Annotated in this window: 3 protein-coding genes; 2 read left to right on the forward strand and 1 reads right to left on the reverse strand. The window is 64.7% G+C overall.

Features of this window, described 5'->3' with window-relative positions; genetic code table 11:
* Positions 1–1,427: alpha/beta fold hydrolase (locus tag WAN02_RS18875; RefSeq protein WP_422265767.1), on the reverse strand; the 1,427-nt coding region annotated here is incomplete at its 3' end.
* A 180-nt stretch (positions 1,428–1,607) separates the two neighbouring features.
* On the opposite strand from WAN02_RS18875, the gene WAN02_RS18880 reads away from it, so the two are divergent.
* A complete protein-coding gene (locus WAN02_RS18880) occupies positions 1,608–3,386 on the forward strand; it encodes an ABC-F family ATP-binding cassette domain-containing protein (RefSeq protein ID WP_422265768.1) in 1,779 nt (592 codons plus the stop codon).
* 164 nt (positions 3,387–3,550) lie between these two features.
* Positions 3,551–4,361: hypothetical protein (locus tag WAN02_RS18885; protein ID WP_422265769.1), on the forward strand; the 811-nt coding region annotated here is incomplete at its 3' end.

The following is a 4,361-nucleotide window of genomic DNA, read 5'->3' on the forward strand; positions in this document are numbered from 1 at the left end:
TCGTAGGTGTGCACGCGGCCGTCGAAGAGCAGGAACTCGCCGTTGGGAGCATCGTGCGCCTGCTCGCCGATGATCCGGCCCAACGAGATCCGGGTGTGGTCGTTGATCTGGCCCAGGCGAACCAGTCGGGGCAGTGTGCGAACGGTCTCGACGGCCAAGGTGCGCACGGATTTGTTCGCCGCGAAGACGGCGTCGGCCGCTCCGCGCGCGAATGTCAGTGCCACCTCGGAGGCCTCGCCCAGGCCGTGCAGCACCCGGGAACTGAGTGCGACGCCGCGATCGGATGGCTCCTCCGGCTGATCGGCCATCGGGAAGATGTCCGTGGGCTTGTCGCCGCTTCCGGAAATCCACAGCACCCAATCGGCGACGGTCGGCCAAGACTCGTGTGCCGCTTTGGATCCGACGACCAAACCGAAATGGCCGGTCCGGATCAGATATTCGTAGACCTCGGCGTTGGGCGCGGCGCGGCGGATACCCCGCACCGCGGCCGGCTGACCGATGTCGTCAACCTCGCCCACGAAAGCCAAGATGGGACAGGTGATATCGGTCAGCGTGACAAGTTGGCCGTTGATGGCGAAACCGCCGGTCATCATCCGGTTGTGCGCGACGAACTGCTTGAGCAGCTCGGAGATCGCGGGTCCGGACCAGGCGATCCAGCCTTCCGACTCCAGGAATCTGCGCTGGGCTTCCCTGGGCAGCAGCGCCTCACGGTCGTGCAGCTGCCGCACGAAATCGATCCGCGCCTTGGCGGTCTTGAGCGGGTCGAGCATCTGAAAGCCGGTGCGCGCCATCCAACCTGGAATGTCCAACCGATTGAAGACGTGGTCCGCCATGAACGTGGCAACGCCGGGAGCAATGTTCGGCGGCAGCCCCATCGGCAGCGCCGCCAGCGTGTCAACGGGTGAGCCGAACGTGACGATGCTGGCGATGCTCTTCGAGCGCCGGTAGGCCGCCGCCTGATAGCAGAACATGCCACCCTGCGAATAGCCGATCAGGTGTACGTCGCGCCCGGTGATGTCGGCCATGGCGTCGAGGGCTTCGCTCAGCGCGACGATGTGGTCGGCCAGATTCCGGCGCATCCCGCCTTCGATCTGATCGGGTGAGCCGAAGTCGATCACCCAGGGATCCAGCCCGGCGGCGTGCAGAATGCCGACCGCGCCCTCGTCGCGCGTGACGTCCCACATGTTTGCCGACATCATCATCGGATGCACCAGCAGCACCGGCTCGCCTGCCTGCGGATGCCCAGGTCGGCTGTCCGGCGGGAAATAGCGCCGGAGCTTGTACATCAGAGTGCTCTCGACGGTCTGTGACGGCGACGGAGAGTTGCCGGTTTCCAGGCCACCGAGTCGCAGGACTTCCAGGCCGTTCTGCGCGGTCGCCATCAGGCGCTCAACCGGTCGAGTGATCGCTGAAAAGCTCAGATCCATGCCGCCGCTCCCCTCGAACGAAGACCATCGTGTGCTGCCCGCGGGCCTCACAGCGTGCACATCATGGCACATCACAGGGGGTGAGCTCGTTGCTTTGGTCACGGTGCCGGTCCGTTCGACCAGCCTAGTCGCTCCGCCTCGCCGACCACCTCGCCGTGTTATGCGTCTAGGGTCGGGCCGGTGGCACACCTGTTGGGCGCCGAGGCCGTGCACCTCGAATATTCGACTCAGGTTGTGTTCGAATCGGTCACCGTCGGCATCAGCGACGGCGATCGCATCGGAATCGTGGGCCGCAACGGCGATGGCAAATCCAGTTTGCTGGATTTGCTCACGGGTCAGGTGCGCCCGGATTCCGGACGGGTCACGCAGCGCAGCGGACTGCGCGTCGGGGCGCTGAGCCAGGCCGACGTCCTGGATTCGGAGAGCACGGTGGGGTGGACGCTGGTCGGCGACCGGGCCGATCACGAGTGGGCCGGTGATCCGCGGATCCGCGACGTGGTCAGCGGGCTGGTGTCCGACATCGGGTGGAACACCGTGATCGGCACGCTCAGCGGTGGTCAGCGGCGGCGAGTCCAGCTGGCGGCCCTGCTGGTCGGCGAATGGGACGTCATCGCCCTCGACGAGCCGACCAACCATCTCGATATCGAGGGCATCACCTGGCTGGCTACCCACCTGCGCCAGCGTTGGGCCCGCAACACCGGCGGGCTGCTGCTGGTAACCCACGACCGCTGGTTCCTCGACGAGGTGGCGACCGCGACGTGGGAGGTGCACGACGGAATCGTGGAGCCGTTCGAGGGTGGCTACGCCGCCTACGTGCTGCAGCGAGTCGAGCGTGATCGAATGGCCGCCGCCAACGAGGCCAAACGGCAGAACCTGATGCGCAAAGAGCTGGCCTGGCTGCGCCGCGGTCCCCCGGCCCGTACGTCGAAACCGAAATTCCGTATCGACGCGGCCAACCAGTTGATCGAAGACGTGCCACCGCTTCGCAATACCATCGAGCTCGCCAAACTCGCCACCGCGCGGCTCGGCAAGGACGTCGTCGATTTGATCGATGTCTCCGTCTCGTTCGAAGGCCGGCGCGTGCTGCGCGATGTCGAATGGCGGATCGGACCAGGCGAACGCACCGGCATCGTCGGCGCCAACGGAGCCGGCAAGTCGACGTTGTTGGGGCTGATCACCGGCGCCGTCCAGCCGGAGAGCGGAAAAGTCAAGCGCGGCAAGACGGTTCAGCTGGGGATGCTCGACCAACGGGGTGACGAGCTGGTTCCGCTGGCCGCTGAACGAGTCGCTGATGTGCTCGGTCGGTTGCGCAGCGGCTACGAAGTCGACGGCCGCGACGTCACACCCGCCCAATTGCTGGAGCGCCTCGGGTTCGCCGGCGGCCAGCTTTCGGCGCGGGTCAGTGAGCTGTCGGGTGGGCAACGTCGCCGACTGCAACTGATGTTGACGCTGTTGGCTGAACCGAACGTGCTGCTGCTCGACGAGCCCACCAATGACGTGGACACCGACATGCTGGCCGCCACCGAAGACCTTCTCGACTCGTGGCCGGGAACGCTGATCGTGGTCTCCCACGACCGCTACCTCTTGGAGCGCGTCACCGATCAGCAGTACGCAATTCTGGACGGCCGGTTACGACATCTGCCCGGTGGCATCGACGAATACCTGCGACTGGCATCCACGATGACGGTAGAGCGTGCCGCCCCGGCGGCCGCCAGATCCTCAGAATCGCCGCAGATCTCCGGGGCCGAACTGCGCGCAGCCGAAAAGGAGCTCGGTGCCATCGATCGTAGGCTGGCACGGCTGGCCGAGCAGATCGCGGCCAAGCACCGTGAACTGGCAGACCATGATCAATCCGACCACCTGGGCATCACCCGGCTCACTGAGCAACTACGTGGCCTCGAAGGCGGCGTTACCGAGCTGGAGAATCGGTGGATGGAAGTTTCCGAGATCCTCGAGTGAGTCAGGAGATCAACCACCGCAAAATATTTGGGAATGCGCTCCAAAGTTCCGGAATTTCAGCAGCACATTCCGAATTACTGCGGCCATACTCAGCATATTTTAAGGTATCGGCAAGCGAACGTCGCTTGCCCGGAATTTGGTCACGACCTTTGACAGGTTGAGAGATGTCCGCAATGACGCCACGCCGTACCGCGCTGGTGGTGTTGGCGACCGCGGGCTTGCTCGTCCTTGCGGTGATGTTGTTCAGCGGCAGGGGCTATCCGGGAGTCGGACCGTTAGGCGCCGTGATCATGAGTGCCTTCGCGACTGGCTGCGCGGTCAATGCCGCTCGAGCCGCCCGGCGAGGCCAGCGATTTGCGTGGATTACCCTGGCTGCCGGGCTGGGCGGCTGGGCGCTCGGTAACGCGCTGTGGTGGTACGTCGCAATGCGAGGCGCGGTGTTGATTTCGGCTTCCGCCGCAGCTGAGTTGGGCTATGTCGTGCTGCCGTTATTCGCCTTGGGCGCAACGCTTCTCGTTCCCAATCGCGATGACTACCGGTTCGGCCTGGGTCTGCTTCTCGACGGCATTCTCGTCGCCACGTCGTTGTTTTTGGTGTTAGGCAGCATGACCTTTGCCGCAGCGGACCGGGTAAGTGTCCCGCGCATCGTCCTGGCCGTCATCACGGCTATCTATCTCGGGCTCGTCGTCATCGCGTTAGTTGTGGTGCGAACAGCCGAACGTGGCCGGAGGCTCTCGCCGGCGCTGCTGACAACGGGCTTTGCGGCCGTGGGTATCGCCGGGGTGTTACACCTCCGTGAGAACCGGACTGACTACATTCCTCACGATGGCGTGATTCTCGGGTGGATCAGCGGGATGTACTTTCTCGCGCTCTCGGCAATCGCATCGAGACCGGGGCCCGATCTCGACACCACCCGCACATCTCACCCGCTCTCGCGACTGTCGATGTGGCTGCCGTATCTGCCCGTGTCGGTCT

Origin of the sequence: Mycobacterium sp. (genome assembly GCF_049281135.1) — a bacterium.
Lineage (GTDB): Bacteria > Actinomycetota > Actinomycetes > Mycobacteriales > Mycobacteriaceae > Mycobacterium.